The organism is Vibrio mexicanus, from assembly GCF_001012815.1.
Classification (GTDB): Bacteria; Pseudomonadota; Gammaproteobacteria; order Enterobacterales; family Vibrionaceae; genus Vibrio; species Vibrio mexicanus.
This window is the reverse complement of the sequence record NZ_JYJP01000017.1, coordinates 22,421-38,422: the sequence shown is the minus strand read 5'-3', so window position 1 is coordinate 38,422 and position 16,002 is coordinate 22,421. Positions and strand designations below refer to the sequence as shown.

The following is a 16,002-nucleotide window of genomic DNA, read 5'->3' as shown; positions in this document are numbered from 1 at the left end:
GTCCTACTAAGGAAGCCTTTTTCGTTTGCGAACCGCTATTTTCTAAAAGTGCTTGGAGCCATGAAAATCAATATCAACGAAAAGCTAGTAGCTCTGTTCTTTACCGAACACTTGGATGCGTTAATTCAATAATAGCTGGCAAACGATAAGTTCAAAAAATACACTACAGCCTGTTTACGAATCCGGTTGTATAAAAGAGGCAATTTCCTTTATGAACTTAGTAAAAATTTTTCTTATTTCACTGCTTAGTATTACCTTAATTGGTTGTGCAGGTGGTCCAGTTCAAAGAGCGACTAAGTTCACTAGCTACGAAGATTTTAAACCAGGTCCGGAAGGCGGTGTCGACTTAGTTTGGGCTCGTATAGGATTACGAGACAAAGATAGGCTTGAGAAAAAGTTAGCTGAGTATGATTCTGTGGTTATCGATCAAGTGTTCGTCGTCACAGAGGAAGGGTCAATTGACCAAGAAGATGTACAAGAGCTGACAGACTACACTTTGCTGAGAGTTACAGAAAGAGTCTCGCAATTGAAAGAGGTCGTCGATGAGCCCAACGGTAAAACCCTACGCCTTAGCATTGCGTTAAGTAACATTGAAACCCCAAACCCAATCTTGGCGGTCACCAGCAGCGTACTGCCCTTTGGACTGGCTATGTCCACCATATCCAAAGTCGCAACGGGTGAGCACACCAATGTAGGAAGCGCCAGCGTGGAGCTACTCGTGAGCGATGCCCAAGATGGCACACCTCTATTCGCCGCGATCGACAGAGAAGCTGGAAATAAAGACTTCTCTACCATGATCGACTCACTCGACGACGCCAAAGACGCCATTAACTACTGGGTAGAACGATTAGGGGTGACTTTCCACAATCCAAATAGCCTGTAGTTTCACCCTTTACTGAACCGCATCAATTTTGGGAGCGGCAATCTTAGGCAACCGCTCCTGCAAGAAACTTGCTAAATCAATGTTTGTGGATAGCTCTTCAACATCTTGAACTCGAAAGAAAATAATCATAAACGCACCTCTCAAATGTTAGGTGGTCATTTTCTCAGCTCATTGATTAAAAACTTACCATTTTGCGCCACGATAGTAATAAGGATTTCATAGAAAGTGTAGATGTGATTACTGCACTTCTTGACACATTTCAAACTCTTCAGGCGTGAGGTAAAACGGTAAATAAGCCAATGGTTAATTACCCTTCAGCTTCAGCATTATCAAACTGCTCTATCTCTTTGTCTGTCAGCCATTGCCCTTTATATAAATATCGCCATCTAAGTTCTGCTTCTCCGCTTTCTTTCTTTTTGTGTATTTCTTCCTTCAAATAAGATTGTGATCGGGAAGGAGTTTTAATCAACTCCGCAGGTTTACCGCTATCAAGGTCAAATAGTTTATTCACATCATCGATTTCGTAACAGTCTAAATTCCATTCATCGGTAAAACGTTGAATCACTTCCTCCAGTTCTTGTTCAGATTTAAAGAATAAATAGCTGCCACCTCTTGTTTGAGATCTGCGCACAGTGGTTTTCGCGACGTCTTGATAAAAACATGCGTCATATTTGTGGAAAAAATGAACTACTCTTCGTTTTTTATTATAATGTGCGAACAAAAAATCACTGGAATGAGCAATGACCGTTTTGCTCTCATTCATTGGTTTACGGTTCATCATACCCCAGCCCATCAGTAAGAAGATGCCCGTACTCGCAAATGCCATGGAGCCAACCACTGCAATAGAAAAAAGGCTAGCAAAAGCACACAAGCCCGCTATGGCTTGCATGGTTGTGTTGAGCCATTTGGGTTCGTACCTGCATTTTTTCTGTATTAGACCAAATTCAGAAAGAGCATATTCATAAAGATTGTCTACACCCATTTGCAAATAGGTGGCGTATGCTATCGCGCCAAAGACCAAAACAGCACTTACAGACCCTATCCAATGATGAGCAACATGTGCAATGAACAAGAATAAAAGCACTCCAGGAATAAGAGCAAAGCAAGTGTGTTTAACAGCATTCCAACGAAAAGCTTCTTCAATATTGGAGCAGCTCCAAGTACAAAGGTTACTACCTTCTCGTATTTTTTGTTCTTGCTTGCTTTGAAGATCCTCAAACTCTTCTGGTGTAAGATAAAATGGTAAATAAGCCAATGGTTAATTACCCTTGAGCTTCAGCATTATCAAACTGCTCTATCTCTTTGTCTGTCAGCCATTGCCCTTTATATAAATATCGCCATCTAAGTTCTGCTTCTCTAGTTTCTTTCTTTTTGTGTATTTCTTCCTTCAAATACGATTGAGATCGGGAGGGAGTTTTAATCAACTTCGCGGGCTTACCGCTATCAAGGTCAAATAGTTTATTCACATCATCGATTTCGTAACAGTCTAAATTCCACTCATCGGTAAAACGTTGAATCACTTCCTCCAGTTCTTGTTCGGATTTAAAGAATAAATAGCTGCCACCTCTTGTTTGAGATCTGCGAACAGTGGTTTTAGCAACGTCTTGATAGAAACATGCGTCATATTTATGGTAAAAAAGAATCACTCTTCGCTTTTTATTATAATGTGCGAACAAAAAATCACTGGAATGAGCAATAACCGTTTTGCTCTCATTCATTGGTTTGCGGTTCATCATGCCCCAACCCATCAGTAAGAAGATACCCGTACCGGCGAATGCCATAGGGCCAACAACTGCAACAGCAAAGAGACTACCAAAAGGCACACAAGCCTGCGATGGCTTGCATTGCGGTATTGACCCACTCGGGTTCATCTCTGCGCTTTTTCTGAACTAGGCCAAGTTCAGACAGCGCATAGGTATAGCGATTATCTAAACCCGCGGTCAGATAGCCCGCATAAGCAATAACAACAAAAATAAGAAATGCTGCGAGGTAAGCTGCCCAATGCTCTCCACCTCGACCAATCAACGCCATAATAATTGCTGCAGGAGTTAATGCTAGACAGGTAAATTGAATCGCTGCATAGCGATTGGCTTCTTCAATATTGTTGCAAGTCCAAGTATGTAGATTTTTTCCTTCTCGGATTGCTAGCTCTTGTTTTGTTTGATGTTCCTCAAACTCTTCTGGAGTGAGGTAAAATGGTAAATAAGCCAATGGTTACTCCTGTGAACCTAATTCTTGCCAATCAGTTGCTATTGCACTATCTATTTGTTTTTGTTTGTCATTATCTAACACAGCAGAGTAAGTTGCACCTTGTTTCAACGAATGTTGGAACCAATACTGGTGCTTTCCTTTGCTGTTTTCACTTGTCGTATATTCTAATTGTATCGATAAATAGCTAGGCAATTCTTTACTCAATATATCGACAGAATAGACCCCGTCCTTCCACCTTAGAATACAATCATCATTTACAAATGGTAGATTCGACTTTACTCGAAGTGGAAATTTAGTTGCGCCTTCAGGCACATGTATATTCACCGTTACACCAACAGTTTCCTTGTGAGTATATTGAGGGTATGCAGTCGTTTTAACGATTAACTCATGGCTGATTGTTGGCTGATTTATAATGGTATTGAGATCAAACAGTGCCTTACGCACAATTTCTCTGTTCTCAGCGATATTAGCTTCAAACGATGAATTCGAGCTCCACTGAGCTCGATTATCTCCTCTCCCCCATGGAGTTTTTGAGAGCCATGCTTCGTAAGCATCTTTTTTGAGCATATCTAAGTAACTGGTTGCTAAAATATGAACAAATGTAGCAAGCAGTAAAACCCCCATCACTGGTCCACCAAAGATGGCATTTGCTGACAACCTACCAGAGACAGCGCCTAAAGCCTGGAATGCACCTACGCCAGCCTGTGCGCCCAAGCTTCCGACCACTGCCCACTGAAGCGTTTTTTCTGAGCCTTGTAGACCTTTAAGTTTGCCGTACTCTCTTATCGTTTCGATACCAGCAGCCACAACTCCTAAAGAGGCTGTGATACCAAGCCATTTATTAAAGTGTTTTAAATCACTTAGGTTTTTTGATGTGATATGTGCAAAGTCTTCATTATCTGATGCAAGCTTTAAAAGAGCTCGATACGAATGACTTCTCAGCGTCTCATTACCCTTAACAGCATTCCAAGCTTTGCCTGTAGTTATCCCTGTCCATGCACTGGCGGAATAAAATACCTTTTGCGTCACGTCGAGCTTATCGTCGTCGTTCATCAAACCAGAACTTGAAATGCTGCTTACTGCATCGTAAAGAGAGATTAAGTTAAAGATCAATGCTACTGCGCCAAGGCGCCTAAGTCTTCAAAATGTTTATGAGCTTTTTCGGTTGCACCGTCTAATATGCTCATAATGTTTCTTTTCATTGCCTGAGTAGCATCGGCTGGTACTTCAATACGCAGACTGTAAGATAGGTAATTTTTAGTTCGTTCAAGCTCCAGGTTGCTTATTCGACGCCGCGCTTCAAGATATTGACCATGGGTTACGCCTTGTCCGCCAGCTTTGTAGGCTGCCACAATTGCGCGTTGGTTATTAATGTTCGCATCAATTTTATCACCGGCGCTTTTCCAAGCTTTTACGTCATTCACGTAGTTCTCATTTACCGGGATACCCGCGGCTTGAGCCATACGCAGTGGAAAAGTAGCGCGCCAAAGGAAGGAATATCGGTTTATCGGCTTATTGACCGCCGAAAGCATACTGATCGTTGTCTTAGCCGTAAAATCAGCGCCCAATTCAGCGCCACTTCGCAACGTGGCTTTGCCTGATGCTTTAAATACTTGATCTAACTTTTGAAACCCTCGCCCTAAATCTTTCAAAAATACGGTTTCATAGGTATTGGGGTTTGATATGAAATCGTTGTATTTAGCGTAAAAACCTAGCCCCTTACTCCAATTGGAAAGCTCTTCACTTAGGGGCTCTGGTAGCGCGCCCTCATCCGAATCTTGATCCGATTCATTGAGTTCAACATTCAGTGGTTCGGGCACCATTCGGTCGATTTTCTGATAGATGCTTGGGCTAAAACAGGAAGTAAATAACGCCCAAAAACAAGTTGGTTTGGCCCACTGCTCATCGGCCCATTCCATATCTGAATGGCTCATTACAAGAATGAAAGCATGCAAAGCGACGTGATGAAGGCGTTGCAACTCAAACTGAGTATCAATACCCCATAGATCCACTATTTTTTCTAAATGATGAGTAGACAGCGCACTCATGACCGCGATGAAGTCTTGCTTACGACCTATCGCTGGAAGAAGAAGCTTATCTCTTTCGGCAGTTAGCTCTCTCATCTCTGTCAGCATTGACTTCCAGTTAAGCTGACGCCTCCATCTGTCCGTTGCAACCCAATTCCCATAGCGCCCAAATGCAGCTTCTGAGATGTTATACTTTTCTCGAATCTCTGCCGCTAACGTATCTTGTTTGTTGTTGGCAATATCTTGAGGAATACTCGCCCACGCCTGCTCAGTTGCTATGTTCTCTAAGCCTTTCGTATGCCCAACAAGATCACGACTTTCATAGTAGTTCGCCATATCTGCATAGAACGAAAGCTTTTCATAATCAGTTTTAGCGCTAGGTGGAAGTGATTTATTGTTCGTTGCACCAAACATACATAGCTGCATCGCGGCGTGCATTAGAGTCCACTGCTCACTGAACTGCTCTTCAAATAAACGGTAGGGTGCTACATACCCTGTAAAGTGATGCGCCATATCTTCAATGTCAGCCGTGTAGTCATTAATGGCGACCAGGAAAGCAGATTCATCTTCAGGTATCGACCCCGTCAACTCTGACGCAACAGCCACTGGTTTTGGAGTAACGGATGAAGCCCCGTCATCTCCTTCGGCAGGCTCAGGCTCCGTAGTAGGCAGAGAAGAAAAAACAAAGCGTTTATCATCGACTTGTGAATCTTCTATGTCTGCCACTTCTGCAATAGCATCAATACTCGCGATATGTGGCTGATGCCCGCTTTCTATTAATACGATGGTTTGCATCTTGCTGGCGTGCTTTTCTGGGTTGTTCGCCACCATTTCAAACATATTCCATGTCCAACGATGTTGCGAGAAACATATCGATAGCAAGCTACCTTCTGGATAACTCAGATAGGGCTTGCTTTCTTGAGCAACGCCTCGCTCAATGTCAGCCTCAATGTCTGTGTCTACCTTTTCAGACTCACCAAGCTCGTAATAGGTAAGTTCACTGCCTTTTATTTCGTATTCATCCAATGCTTTTGTCGTAGCATCATAAACATATAACCAACCATCTCTTAGCTGACGCAATGTATAATTGTGATGTTTGAGCCTAGCTGGGCCCGAACCTACCCAGTTTTCAGGTAGCCCAAAGGGTTTAGTCTCGCCAGATTCGATTTCGTCAATGGCGTATCGAACGGGTACAAAGTGAACCGTTTCGACTTCTTGGTCAGGCTCATTGCGTGTGTAGTCACACGCCAGAGCTTCTATTTCATTCAACTCAATTTTCTCTGTGCCCCCTTCCCAAAACATACTTGTTTCAGGCGGGGAACCACAGATATCCGTAGCAGGCAGATCTGACTTCTCCGTTAATGAAATTAGATTTCCATCCTGCGCATAAGCGAGTGCAGTTTCAGCAAATGAGTTCTTAGAATTCACCCACATCATGGAGTGTTTTGGCGGGTACGGCGTTTTCATGAATAAACCTAACTGACGATGTTGTTGTAATGAGCTGGCGTTCAAATCGCCAAACAGAACATAAATACAAGAACCATGCCAGCGCTTATCTTCTTATTTTTCATGACTTTACTAACAACAAATTGATAGAGCTAACCAAAAATTGTTCTTCTCGCCAACTTATTGTTTATATCGTCAAGTTTTGGTTTGCTCCTGAATCTCAAAATTAATAATTGATAATCATTTTCATTTGCATTATAGTGCACGCATTGTATGTTATAACGTAACACTGAAACACAGTATTAAGCCAAGGACGTTTTCACAAATGAAACCAAACATTCACCCTGAATATCGCACAGTCGCTTTCCACGATACAGGCGCAGACAAATACATCTTGGTCGGCTCTACCGCTCAAACTAGCCGTACCGTAGAGATTGATGGGAAAACTTACCCATATGTCACGTTGGACGTCTCTTCGCACTCTCACCCTTTCTACACGGGGCAGCAGAAAGTTATTAAGAAAGATGGTCGCGTGGCGAAGTTCAACCAACGCTTTAGCCCATCTACCTAAAGACAAAATAAGTAAGGAATACGAATTATGAAAGTACTCAGCTCTTTGAAAAGTGCCAAGAATCGCAGCAAGGATTGCCAAGTGGTTAAGCGCCGTGGCCGCATTTACGTAATCTGTAAATCTAACCCTCGCTTTAAAGCGGTGCAGGGTAAAGTGAAGAAAAAGAAATAAGATCAAAAAGCCCGGCTGAATGCATTTCAACCGGGCTTCTTTTTTTGATCAAGTTGTAGCGATAAAGCGCCGAAATTTACTGGCCGCTCTCTACCATTTCTATGATTTTCTTCGCCTTTACAAAATGATCCAGTTCGTGAGTCTGAATCCACCATGTCGCGGCTTCCATCAATAACTCTGGGTCATCATTTTTGTTCTTAAAAAACGCATAAAATGATACGCCAACTCCGTCGCCTTTTTGCTCAATCTTCTTATTGCAGACTTCGATAACTTTCTGCCTTAGCGAATCACGCATTGATTCTCTCTCCATGCTAATCAAACGTGTATCATCCCATTCTTCGTCTCGTTTATTCAACACCTTATGTGTCTCTTTGCTGGGAATGGACAATCTTGTCGCGAGTCATGAACGGTAACTCTCGAACGAAGATTTAAGATAATCGATAAACGCTTTTAGTCGCTTGGGCTGATAGGGATCACGGGAATAGATAGCCGAGAATTCAACACTGGGTATTCCCCACTCTTCAAACACTTCAACAAGTTCCCCTTTCTCAAGTTCGCTTTGGCAATACAAAGTAGGCACCCGGATTATTCCGTTGCCATTCAATGCCGCATTAACCAAAACGCGTCCATTTTTACAACGCAGTTGCCCCTGTACTCGAACCTCAATTTCTTTATTGTTCTCATTGACGAAGTTCCAACGATTCACCGACCCCGTTAAGCAGCGATGCTCTGAAAGAGCTTTAGGGTCTTGCGGCTTTCCATGCTGCTTCAAATAACTGGGGCTCGCGAGTGTGCTCATTTGAATGTCTAATAACTTTCTCGCGATGAAGCCAGCATCCTCTAATTTTCCCATGCGAAGCGCGATATCGAAGTCCTCTTCAATTAGGTCCACTCTGTGGCTGCTAAAATCGAGGTCAATCGTCACTTCTGAATGACGCAGCATGAAGTCGCTGGCAAGCCGAGCAACAATCTCTTCTCCCAAATAGCCACCTACACTGTTGATTTTGATGTTTCCTTGAATCGATTCCACATCTTCTACCGCAGACAATAAGGCCTCATCAATGCCTTGCATGGCTTGTTCACATTTTAAATAGAACCCTTTACCTGCTTCGGTAAGTTTGAGGGTTCTTGTGGTTCTGATCAGCAAAGTCACCCCCATTTGCGCCTCAAGTTGGCTGATTTGGCGCGAAACATGGGAGCGAGAAACATTCAGCACATCAGCAGCCTTGGTGAAGTTTCCTAATTGCGCGATGAGTACAAAACTGCGTATATCCGAAAGGTTAATTTGATTGAGCATAGTTGTCTTACTCATATTGTTGACACATTCATTATTATTGCTGTATAGCAACAGTGTTTTCATTAAAATGCTATATATCAACAATAGCGTATTTCGTATTCTTCTTACCAACAAAACAACGCTGTATTCATAAAGTCTTTGAGCCATGTTCAAGTTGACCGCTCAAAGGCAAACGGTAATGAGGATAACTTCGATGAAGAACACGATGAAAAAACTGATTGTTATTACAGGTGCAAGCTCTGGTATTGGTGAAGCAATTGCCCGCACGCTTAGCAATGAAGGCCATCCATTGCTTCTACTGGCCCGCCGTGTTGAACGCTTGGAAGCCTTAGATTTACCCAATACTCTTTGTCGTCAAGTGGATGTGACCGACCAAAGCAGTTTCATCGCCGCTATCAAGGAAGCCGAAAACACATATGGCCCAGCAGACGCGTTAGTCAACAATGCGGGTGTTATGTTGCTTGGTCAAATCGATACTCAAGAAGCCAATGAATGGAAACGCATGTTTGATGTAAATGTTCTGGGCCTGCTGAACGGCATGCAAGCGGTTCTAGCGCCAATGAAAGCACGCAATAGTGGCACTATCATCAACATCAGTTCTATCGCGGGTAAAAAGACGTTTCCTGATCATGCGGCTTACTGCGGCACTAAATTTGCCGTTCATGCCATTTCTGAAAACGTACGTGAAGAGGTTGCTGCGTCTAATGTTCGTGTCACCACAATTGCACCCGGCGCGGTAGAAACTGAATTACTTTCTCACACAACATCAGATGCGATTAAAAATGGCTATGATGCGTGGAAGGAAGATATGGGAGGCGTACTCGCTGCTGATGACATCGCGCGAGCTGTACTTTACGCCTACCAACAGCCACAAAATGTGTGCATTCGTGAGATTGCTTTAGCGCCGACTAAGCAACAGCCTTAACACGCACTACTGGCCTCAAAGTAAAAAAAAAGGTGAACCTAGGTTCACCTTTATTTGATTATCTCTGTTTAGCTACGTGGTAGCAAATTAAGTGTCACTGGTGGGTGCTCAACTTCTTCAAGTACATCCACTTCTGAATCTAAGTACTCAATCACACCAAGTGCATCTGTGTTACATGTCAGTGCGGAGTCGTCTGAACAATCTGGGCCGTTACCATCAGCGTAAATTGGACGATAACTGTCGCCAACTGTTGTCATCGCTGTAACACGATAAGCATCCACATTATTCCCATCGAGTACGATTTCATAACGTTCAACACCACTTTCTTGAGCTTGATAAAGAGCCGTCCAATCATCATTACCGTTGGCATTGTAGTTAGTCGTAGTAATAACGTATTCGTTCGCATCAACCACGTCTTCCCACGTTACGTTACCGCTGCCATCTACTCGGCGGATCTGTAGCTGTGAGATGTCGCCATCAGTTTGAGCCACAGTTTCGTCAAAGGTGTAGCGAAGACCCGCGGCATACGGGAATTTACCCATGTGCGCTGAGTCTAGTAGGCTAGCGGTTACCGTTTCATCAATTAGCTGACGCAGCACCGAACCTTGTACTTCAAGTACCGAAAGGTAGTTAGAGAAAGGAAGAAGTTCTAGTGAGATCTCGCCCTCGCGCAAATCGCCTTGCTCTAACGAGTTACGCACGCCGCCAGCACCAACGAGTGCTACATCGACTTGTGCGAAACCTGTAGCGGCTAGTACCTCAGCTTGGTTTGCCCAGTGCAGCCAACCCTCACCTACGATTGGGGCAACGCGAGAACCGTGCTCATCCGTACCGCCGTCATTTGGACGACGCTCATGAACCAAATCTTCTGCCACATAGGTGATCACTTCACCATAAGCCGCTTCTAATTCTGGCTTATAGCGAGTATCAATACGCTCACGAAGCGCTTGATCTTCGTCGATGATCGCGATGTTAGCCTCACCATCGATGAATGCTACTACTTCCGCTTCGTCGTTGCCTGTAAGCATTGATGAATCTTCACGACGGCTATCTGAATAGAACGTGTCTGAAGAAAGAATAGTGTTACCACCAGAACAGCTACTCACGCTACCATCACGGTTGAAGTTCACGTTAGCGTGGCCAATGGCTTGCGCTTTTTCACCAGATTGAACCACACAAGTTTGGCCGCCGTCTGGATTCGTTACCATGTAAGCGTATGGTGTTTCTTCCGCCCAACCGATGTTTGTGAAGTCCCCCATCAATGTGTGAGAGTGACCACCTACAATCACATCGACGCCATTCACGTTTTCAGCAATATTGATGTCACGCTGAAGACCAAGGTGAGTCAGTAAGATGATTTTGTTGATACCGTTGGCTTTAAGCTCATCAACCACTTTCTGTGTTGTTTCAATCTCTGATTGGAACCTTACATCGCCCACATTTGGAGAGATTTGCGCCATATCTTCTAATACAACACCAACAACCGCTACAACCTGCTTATCACGCGGTAAGTTATCTAGGGTTACTTCCTCTTTCTTATTACCTTCAAAGGCAAACAAAGTGTATGGGAGAAGGTTGTCTATATCACGTAATGCCTCATCTTCTGAGGTATCCATGTTTGCGCCAAGCACAGGGAAGTTAACCGTGTTTAGAAACTCTGCTAATGTTTCGTTATCAAGGTCGAACTCATGGTTACCCATCGCCATGGCGTCCAATCCCATTCGGCTTAGGATATCGGCATTCATCTTACCGTTGTTTAGCTTAAAGTAAGCCGTACCTTGCCAAGCATCACCACCATGCAAAAAGAGCATGCTACGGTTCTCTTCTTCTGCTTGTTGCTTGTATTCGTTGGCCGCTTCAAGTAGTCGCGGATGGCCTCCAAAAGCCGTATAAACGTGGTCACCATCACGTAAAAAGTCGCTCCAAATGGCAGCTTTTACTTCATCGAACGACGAGTGTGTGTCGTTGACATGCGCAATAGACATTGAAAAACGCTCAAAAGGGGCTTTATAAATTGTATCTGAGTTAGAAGAGTTGCAACCCACTAGGCCTAGTGCAATTGCGGAGACAAGTAATTTTTTGTTCATTATTGGTCCAGAAATAAACATCAATATAACTAATATTTCTAGTTGGCACATAACCACTGACAATTAGCACAAAATCTGCCTTGAAAAATAACAATCATCCTTTGTGACTAGAGTACAAAAATAATGAACGCAGATTTTTCAATAACATAAAACTCGGGACCTAGATCACCTTAATAAGTCTATAAGTTACAAAGCAATCGATTAATAAACATCAAACATTAACAAGAAAATTAACTGACAATGATATAAACAACAACCATTTAAAGTTAATACTTTCAGCAAGTTAATGGGGCAGAGATCCAATAAACACAATAAATACTGAGACTCATAATGAAAGCTATTCGAAACTTTGTATTAATTCATAATCACAATAATTAACTACAAGCATTAAAAAAGGCACAGATTGTTATCAGTGCCTTACCTATTAATTGTTAGATTTAAATTATCCAAATATACTATCTATTAATCTAGAATATTCACTTCCTTAATGCGTTGAGCTTAGCTTGAGCGATTCCATAAATAGTATCGATTGGGTAGCTACCTTCATCACTTGGCTCACCAGCAGATTTACCTGTGAATAACTCAATGGCTTCGGTCACGTGGTCAATCGCCCAAATATGGAACTCACCCTTTTCTACTGCTTTAACTATGTCTGGGCGAAGCATCAAGTTGTGCATATTTGAACGAGGGATAATCACGCCTTGTGCGTTGGAACGACCTTTAATACTACACACATCGTAAAAGCCCTCGATTTTTTCGTTAACGCCACCAATAGGTTGAGACTCACCAAACTGATTCATTGACCCCGTAATGGCAATGTCTTGTCTATTAGGCTGTTTCGAGAATGCAGACACCACCGCACAGAACTCGGCCATACTGGCGCTGTCTCCATCTACGCCACCATAAGACTGTTCAAACGTAATATTAGTGGTAAGCGGTACTTTGGCGGTTTTGCCAAACACAGAAGACAGGTAGGCGGTCAGGATCATGACACCTTTAGAGTGAATGCTACCACCAAGATCGACACTGCGTTCTATATCAATGACATCGCCATCACCATAGGCCGTGGTTGCCGTGATCCGGTTCGGCGCACCAAACATATGGTCACTAGTGCTTAGTACCGATAACGCATTCACCTGCCCCACCGCTTCTCCTAACGTGTGGATCAACGTCGTTCCATTAATAAAGCTCTCCATTACACTGTCTTGTAATCGACCAAGGCGCATCTGTTGGTTACTCAGCGCTTCTTCGACATGACTCACGCGGATCATGTTCGACTTGGCCTGACGAGCCACGTAATTCGATTCTCGAAGCAGGTTAGCAATGTGTGCTGAGTGCAGAGAAAGCTTGGTTTGGTCACCAGCAATCCGTGAGCTATGCTCGATGATTCGCGCAATCGCCTTCTTATCGCAATGCAACATCCCATTGTCGTGAACAATACTGGAAATGAATCGCGCATAGTGGAGTTCTGCATCCGGTGTACGCTTCATCTCATCTTCAAAGTCAGCGGTCACTCTAAACAACTCGCTAAACTCCGGATCATAATGCTGAAGAAGCTGATAGGTGCGGTAGTCACCAAATAGAATGATTTTCACATCCAGTGGAATTGGCTCTGGATCGAGAGATACCGCACCGGTAAGAGTGACTTCTTTTTCAAGCGAGGTAAAACTCAGTTGCCTTGCACGCAATGCGCGTTTCAAGCCATCCCAAACGTAAGGCTGTTCCAATACCTTAACCGCATCCATAAGCAACACGCCACCGTTCGCTTTATGCAAACTGCCAGGGCGAATCAAAGAGAAGTCGGTAAATACTGTTCCTTTGAAGGTTGCCGTTTCAATGTAACCAAACAACGAATGGTAATTAGGGTTTTCCTCGACCACAATCGGGAAATCTTCATTATCGCGGCTTACCAGTACATTAACCTTGTATCGACGCGGAAGTTTTTTGTCCAAAGACGCGGTTGCAATTTCACCTTGCTCACCGGTTTCTTCTAAGAAAATGTCTGCGTTCTCAATGATATCTTTCTGTAAGTCGGTCAGGTAACCTTTGATTTCCGAGTAATCTGCATAATCAATTTTCAACTGCTTAATGAAATGCGTGATTACGTCTTTGGTCACTTCATCATTGAGCTTCTTGATCTTTTCGCTGTAGGTCTCTTCCCACTCAGTCAATTGGCGAACCATGTTGCGTAAACTGATCTCAAGCGCGTCGATGGTGTTACCAAAGTGCTCTTGCTCTTTTTTGGTCAGTTCGTCAAAGCTCTCTTCACTATGTAGCTCATCGCCATTCATCGCAACAAACTGATAATCCCCTTGGGTTGTCACAGTTAAGCTAACGCCTTGCTCCTTGGCTTGACGGGTAATGCCTTCCAGCTCGGCTTCTTGTTTCGCCGCCAATTGATTTTTTAGCTTATCCGCACGAGTAAAGTACATTTCATTATCGAAAGCGAGCGGGATAGCCTTCACCAATTTGGTCATGAGCTTTTCGATGTCTTGCTTTAACTTTCGACCAATGCCATTAGGAAGCTTAAGTACCTTTGGCGTGCGAATGTCTTCAAAGTTCGCAACATAACACCAATCAAAAAGTGCGGCAGCGTCGTGCTGATGGCGATTGAGGTAACGCAGTATCATGGTACGTTTACCTAACCCATTCTGCCCTATGGCATAGATGTTGTAGCCTTTCTCTTTTATCGACATGGCGAACTCAACGGCTTTTTGAGCTCGCTCCTGACCTACTATCTCGTCAATCGGAGGCAGTTCCTTTGTCGACTTGCATGGTAGCTTCTCTAATTCCGCTACATGATAGAGCTGTGTCGAATTCAATGCTTGAATTGTCATTGCTGTCTCCTTCTCCAAATCCCTCTTTTCCTTAGTCTAGACGCTTTTCATTTACAATTTAGTGACTTACGCCGAATTCGAATCTAAGTGGTGAATTTATAGGCAAATACTGTTAAACGAGGCATGTAAAGAGGTAATCGCGAGAAAAATTTAGAGATCGGTAGGAAAAATTCAAATTCATTGACTATAGTTATTCATAAGGTTGCACTACAGCCTAATCCTGACTGAGTATTGATAGAATGGTCAGGTAACTCCTTTTAATTGCTTTTACGGTTTGGCCGCCGATCATTGAGCAAAGCGCTGCACAGATGCGGCGCTTTATTTTATTCAAATTTCGCCATTTCAGTCGTTAATCACTATTCATGAAACACCGCTGCTCACGCCAATCAATGTGTGATCCATCAATCTCCACTTCGATAATTTGTATCTTCTCAATGACTGTTCTAGACGATGAAATTCATTTCACATCTAGTAACATCACAAGCCATACGCAAAGCAAATATTTTGTGGAATTCTCGCTTTTCCATTTAGTAAATTAATAAAAAGGCACGAGGTGATATTTGCAAATTTATGATATGTATGAATTTTCGCTTAATTAACATGCAACGTAATAACTAACAGTTATCACCGTGATAAGTTGATCGCAATAAAACACTGTACAATAATGAGCGCCATAGACGAGAGCAAACCTCTCCCCCAAATTACGTTAAATTATGAGTACGATTGTTATGAAAACTGCACTGAAAACTACTTTAGCTTTTGCAATCAGCCTTCCTCTTCTAACTGGCTGTGTAACTCCTGGTGAAGACGATCCGAACCAGATGACAAAAACAGGCGCAGCAGGTGGTGCACTTCTTGGACTAACATTGGGCGCTCTAACTGGTGAACCTGAACTTGCGGTTAAAGGCGCAGTAGCTGGTGGCGTGGCTGGCGGTGTCGCTGGTGCTGGCGCAGATATTCAAAACAATCGTGATGGCATGCGCTCAAGCAGCCGCGATGACGCTATCGCCTCTATTGGTAATGGTAACTCAAACGGCGCAACAAACAACACGCCAAAAACGTGGGACGAGCTAAACAACTTCACCGGTGAGTGGAACGTAAGCATGCGCAACCATGTGAGCGATCAAGAAGGTAATAGCTCATTAAAAGGTATGGGTTCACTGCCAAAAACTACTCAGGCAGACGTTCGTATCTCTAATGACCAAGGTGTTGATTTAACCGCTGAGTTTTCTTACACACCTGAGTCAGGCTACCAAATGAACTTAGTAAATGCAGCAACAGACACTAAGATGGGTTTTGCGGGGGAGTTTTTACCGCAAGCTAACCGCTACCAGTTCTACCCTACCGACGTAAACACAGTAATCTACGAGGGAGTTGAAACAGCTGACGTTCGTTTAGAGCTAGGATTTGCCGGCCAAAACGTCTGGTTTATCGATACATACGCATATGTTGGTGGCGCCGAGCAAAAAATACAAACGTTCCGTTTTACCTCAGTAAAATAACCGTTTCGCTCCCATAAACTACTTAGATAAGCGGCCCTGAATCAG

At 43.4% G+C, this 16,002-nt stretch carries 14 protein-coding genes; 5 read left to right on the top strand and 9 right to left on the bottom strand.

What is annotated here, in order from left to right:
• Positions 1-211: 211 nt before the first annotated feature.
• On the top strand, positions 212-883 hold the full coding sequence (locus UA76_RS03590; RefSeq protein ID WP_047043130.1) for a DUF3313 domain-containing protein: 672 nt from the start codon (positions 212-214) through the stop codon (positions 881-883).
• A gap of 307 nt (positions 884-1,190) precedes the next feature.
• Here UA76_RS03590 and UA76_RS03585 read toward each other — a convergent pair whose 3' ends face one another.
• Genes UA76_RS03585 through UA76_RS03575 form a run of 5 tightly spaced genes read right to left on the bottom strand, consistent with a single transcriptional unit; the run spans position 1,191 to position 6,588 of the window.
• Positions 1,191-2,138 (bottom strand): hypothetical protein, encoded by a 948-nt coding sequence (locus UA76_RS03585; RefSeq protein WP_047043128.1) that lies wholly within the window; start codon positions 2,136-2,138, stop codon positions 1,191-1,193.
• A gap of 7 nt (positions 2,139-2,145) precedes the next feature.
• Positions 2,146-2,706 (bottom strand): hypothetical protein, encoded by a 561-nt coding sequence (locus UA76_RS23355; protein ID WP_052771939.1) that lies wholly within the window; start codon positions 2,704-2,706, stop codon positions 2,146-2,148.
• Positions 2,693-3,094, bottom strand: coding sequence for a hypothetical protein (locus tag UA76_RS23350; protein WP_052771938.1), 402 nt, complete (start codon positions 3,092-3,094; stop codon positions 2,693-2,695). The genes UA76_RS23355 and UA76_RS23350 overlap by 14 nt, the downstream gene beginning before the upstream one ends.
• A gap of 3 nt (positions 3,095-3,097) precedes the next feature.
• Complete coding sequence (locus UA76_RS23345) at positions 3,098-4,207, bottom strand: hypothetical protein (protein ID WP_052771937.1); 1,110 nt, start codon at positions 4,205-4,207, stop codon at positions 3,098-3,100.
• 2 nt (positions 4,208-4,209) lie between these two features.
• Positions 4,210-6,588: a toxin VasX gene (locus UA76_RS03575; protein ID WP_052771936.1), complete on the bottom strand. Its 2,379-nt coding sequence runs from the start codon at positions 6,586-6,588 to the stop codon at positions 4,210-4,212.
• Positions 6,589-6,892: 304 nt separating this feature from the next.
• On the opposite strand from UA76_RS03575, the gene UA76_RS03565 reads away from it, so the two are divergent.
• Positions 6,893-7,138: a type B 50S ribosomal protein L31 gene (locus UA76_RS03565; protein WP_047043121.1), complete on the top strand. Its 246-nt coding sequence runs from the start codon at positions 6,893-6,895 to the stop codon at positions 7,136-7,138.
• A 27-nt stretch (positions 7,139-7,165) separates the two neighbouring features.
• Positions 7,166-7,309: a type B 50S ribosomal protein L36 gene (ykgO, locus tag UA76_RS03560; RefSeq protein WP_047043118.1), complete on the top strand. Its 144-nt coding sequence runs from the start codon at positions 7,166-7,168 to the stop codon at positions 7,307-7,309.
• A 76-nt stretch (positions 7,310-7,385) separates the two neighbouring features.
• Here ykgO and UA76_RS03555 read toward each other — a convergent pair whose 3' ends face one another.
• Positions 7,386-7,604 carry a DUF6500 family protein gene (locus UA76_RS03555; RefSeq protein ID WP_047043141.1) on the bottom strand — a complete coding sequence of 73 codons (219 nt, stop codon included), beginning with the start codon at positions 7,602-7,604 and terminating at the stop codon, positions 7,386-7,388.
• A 105-nt stretch (positions 7,605-7,709) separates the two neighbouring features.
• Positions 7,710-8,606, bottom strand: coding sequence for a LysR family transcriptional regulator (locus UA76_RS03550; RefSeq protein ID WP_047043137.1), 897 nt, complete (start codon positions 8,604-8,606; stop codon positions 7,710-7,712).
• A gap of 205 nt (positions 8,607-8,811) precedes the next feature.
• Here UA76_RS03550 and UA76_RS03545 point away from each other — a divergent pair, with 205 nt between their 5' ends.
• Positions 8,812-9,531 carry an SDR family oxidoreductase gene (locus tag UA76_RS03545; protein ID WP_047043134.1) on the top strand — a complete coding sequence of 240 codons (720 nt, stop codon included), beginning with the start codon at positions 8,812-8,814 and terminating at the stop codon, positions 9,529-9,531.
• Between the two features lie 68 nt (positions 9,532-9,599).
• Here the strand turns inward: UA76_RS03545 and UA76_RS03540 are convergent, their stop codons facing one another.
• Together UA76_RS03540 and UA76_RS03535 are read right to left on the bottom strand one after the other, a co-directional pair.
• On the bottom strand, positions 9,600-11,618 hold the full coding sequence (locus tag UA76_RS03540; protein ID WP_052771935.1) for a bifunctional metallophosphatase/5'-nucleotidase: 2,019 nt from the start codon (positions 11,616-11,618) through the stop codon (positions 9,600-9,602).
• 476 nt (positions 11,619-12,094) lie between these two features.
• The gene (locus UA76_RS03535) at positions 12,095-14,455 is read right to left on the bottom strand and encodes a Lon protease family protein (RefSeq protein ID WP_047043113.1); all 2,361 of its coding nucleotides are present in this window, start codon (positions 14,453-14,455) and stop codon (positions 12,095-12,097) included.
• A gap of 728 nt (positions 14,456-15,183) precedes the next feature.
• Between UA76_RS03535 and UA76_RS03530 the strand changes: the two genes are divergently transcribed.
• Positions 15,184-15,957, top strand: a complete 774-nt coding sequence (locus UA76_RS03530) for a hypothetical protein (RefSeq protein ID WP_047043110.1) — start codon at positions 15,184-15,186, stop codon at positions 15,955-15,957.
• The last annotated feature ends 45 nt before the right edge of the window (positions 15,958-16,002 follow it).

Coding starts and splice junctions, on each gene's coding strand:
- UA76_RS03590 (WP_047043130.1), top strand. CDS start 212: ATGAACTTAGTAAAAATTTTTCTTATTTCACTGCTTAGTATTACCTTA.
- UA76_RS03575 (WP_052771936.1), bottom strand. CDS start 6,588: ATGAAAACGCCGTACCCGCCAAAACACTCCATGATGTGGGTGAATTCT.
- UA76_RS03565 (WP_047043121.1), top strand. CDS start 6,893: ATGAAACCAAACATTCACCCTGAATATCGCACAGTCGCTTTCCACGAT.
- ykgO (WP_047043118.1), top strand. CDS start 7,166: ATGAAAGTACTCAGCTCTTTGAAAAGTGCCAAGAATCGCAGCAAGGAT.
- UA76_RS03555 (WP_047043141.1), bottom strand. CDS start 7,604: ATGCGTGATTCGCTAAGGCAGAAAGTTATCGAAGTCTGCAATAAGAAG.
- UA76_RS03550 (WP_047043137.1), bottom strand. CDS start 8,606: ATGCTCAATCAAATTAACCTTTCGGATATACGCAGTTTTGTACTCATC.
- UA76_RS03545 (WP_047043134.1), top strand. CDS start 8,812: ATGAAAAAACTGATTGTTATTACAGGTGCAAGCTCTGGTATTGGTGAA.
- UA76_RS03540 (WP_052771935.1), bottom strand. CDS start 11,618: ATGAACAAAAAATTACTTGTCTCCGCAATTGCACTAGGCCTAGTGGGT.
- UA76_RS03535 (WP_047043113.1), bottom strand. CDS start 14,455: ATGACAATTCAAGCATTGAATTCGACACAGCTCTATCATGTAGCGGAA.
- UA76_RS03530 (WP_047043110.1), top strand. CDS start 15,184: ATGAAAACTGCACTGAAAACTACTTTAGCTTTTGCAATCAGCCTTCCT.